This window comes from Ruminococcus sp. J1101004sp1_RTP21198st1_B9_RTP21198_201120 (genome assembly GCF_040924245.1).
Taxonomy (GTDB): Bacteria; Bacillota; Clostridia; order Lachnospirales; family Lachnospiraceae; genus Blautia_A; species Blautia_A faecis.
In genome coordinates, this window is the sequence record NZ_JBCOMI010000073.1 from 1 (window position 1) to 2,501 (window position 2,501).

Below are 2,501 nucleotides of genomic sequence, written 5' to 3' on the forward strand. Positions count from 1 at the left end.
GAACGTGCGCCCGTAAAGGCATCATAATAAATATACCTTTGGCAAGGTATTAGGATAGTATCTTACAGTCCTATCATCAACCGATTTACCTGTGAGGGAAACTAAATATCAGGGAAAATAGCACGTCGGTAAAGCCATAAGTCAGCTAATTACCAAGCTGCGACTGAATGGGGAGATGAAAAGTTAGGTATGAGGATAAAGCCCATACTGGTTGAACGATAGTCCAAACGGTCAATGTCGGGACTATGGCGTAAGGTAATTATTATTCGCTATATCTCAGCACTTATGTTCCGCTGTTCAGGAGCGTAAGCAAAGATAGGCTGAGACGTATATGCAATAAGCATAAAAGGATGGAAGTCGTATCCGACAACCTAACAAGCCAAATCGTTAGTATGATGCTAAACGGGGATTACCTAAGTCGAAACGCTTAAAAATAAGCTATTAAGTGTAGGCTTATGAATATTCGATATGGTAACGGAGCCTTCATAGTAGTCCGAGAGTGTTAATGGCACTTACATGGCGAAGGAAGGCAGTTTATAACATTAACAATATAGAAAGGATAATGTGTGATACATTATGAGAAATCCTGAAAATGTGTTAATCAGCTTAACGAAACACAGTAACCAAAAAGATTACAAGTACGAGCGTTTATACCGTTTGCTCTACAATGAGGAACTGTACTTAACCGCTTATCAAAACATTTATTCCAATGACGGAAGTATGACAAAAGGTACTGACAAGCAAACGGTTGACGGTATGAGTATCGAAAGAATACGGAAAATCATAGTTTCGCTCAAAGATGAAAGCTATCAGCCAAAACCTGCAAGAAGAACCTATATTCCAAAGAAGAACGGAAAAATGCGTCCACTCGGAATACCGTCCTTTGAGGATAAATTGCTTCAAGAGGTTATCAGAATGATTTTAGAAGCTATCTATGAGGGGCATTTTGAAAATACTTCTCATGGGTTCAGACCTAATAGAAGCTGTCATACGGCACTCAATGAAATTCAAAAAACTTTCACGGGTGTGAAATGGTTTATCGAAGGAGACATTAAAGGTTTTTTTGATAACATCAACCATGCTACGTTGATTGGAATTTTACGAGAACGTATCAATGACGAGAGATTTCTTCGACTGGTAAGAAAATTTCTGAATGCAGGCTATATTGAGAATTGGACTTTTCATAACACCTATTCGGGAACACCGCAGGGTGGCATTATCAGTCCTATTCTTGCAAACATTTATTTGGATAAATTTGATAAGTATGTAAATGAGTATGTCCGAAAATTTAAAAAAGGTAAAAAGCGTATGCGTACAAAAGAGTACCGCAGGAACGAAGTCGAATTAAGCAAAGCCAGAATCGCATTGAAAAATGCAAACGACGACTGTGAAAGAGAAAATGCGATTGCACGCATAAGGCAGTTGGAAAAAGAACGGGTGAATATTCCCCCAAGTGACCCTATGGATAACAATTATGCAAGGCTGGTCTATGTCAGATATGCTGATGATTGGCTGTGCGGAGTTATCGGTTCGAAAGAGGATTGTAAGAAAATAAAAGAAGATTTTAAGAATTTTCTCAAAGAACAATTACAGTTGGAGCTATCAGAAGAGAAAACGCTGATTACCAATGCCCAAAAAAGTGCGAAATTTCTCAGTTATGAAATCAGAGTACGGCATAGCAATCTAACCAAGAGAGATAAAACAGGCAAGCTCGTTCGTAATTACACGGGCAGAATTGTACTGGAAGTTTCAAGTGATACAATCAGGAAACACTTGATTGATACAGGTGCTATGAAGTTAATCTACCATAATGGAAAAGAAATTTGGAAACCCAAGGCAATATACAGATTGAAAAACTGTGATGATCTGGAAATACTCGACTACTACAACAGTATGATACGAGGTTTTTACAATTATTACTGTATAGCCAATAACAGCTCAATCATCAACAGCTACAAGTATATTATGGAATACAGTATGTACAAAACCTACGGCACAAAATACAGAACATCAATTTCAAAAGTAATCGGAAAATTCAGAGCAGGAAAAGATTTTGCTGTAAAGTTCCGTAATTCCAAAGGAGTTGAGAAAATGCGAGTGTTTTATAACGAGGGTTTTAAACGGCAGAAAAAAGCATTCCAATCTAATGCAGACTTAGTTCCAAATACAATCAAATATTTCAGCAGTACAAAGCTAATCGACAGAATAAAAGCCAGAGAATGTGAGCTATGCGGAAAAACTAATACTCCCATAGAAATTCATCATGTTCATCGGCTTAAAGATTTACAAGGTAAAACTTTTTGGGAAGCTCTTATGATAGCGAGAAATCGCAAAACAATAGCTTTGTGTAGAGAATGTCATAAGAAATTACACTGTGGACAGTTAAATTGAGTTTATAAATGGAGAGCCGTATACAGTGAGAGTTGTAAGTACGGTTCGGGGGCGAGTATTTGGAAACCTACCATAGCAATATGGCAAGGCGCTGGGTACTTAGCCTACAG

Annotated in this window: 1 protein-coding gene; it reads left to right on the forward strand. The window is 37.8% G+C overall.

From position 1 onward, the window contains the following. Positions 1-576 precede the first annotated feature (576 nt). On the forward strand, positions 577-2,391 hold the full coding sequence (locus AB5618_RS21250) for a reverse transcriptase domain-containing protein (RefSeq protein ID WP_005344207.1): 1,815 nt from the start codon (positions 577-579) through the stop codon (positions 2,389-2,391). Positions 2,392-2,501: the final 110 nt, after the last annotated feature.

Bases quoted from the DNA above. Each gene is read 5' to 3' on its own strand.
- AB5618_RS21250 (WP_005344207.1), top strand. From the start codon at position 577: ATGAGAAATCCTGAAAATGTGTTAATCAGCTTAACGAAACACAGTAAC.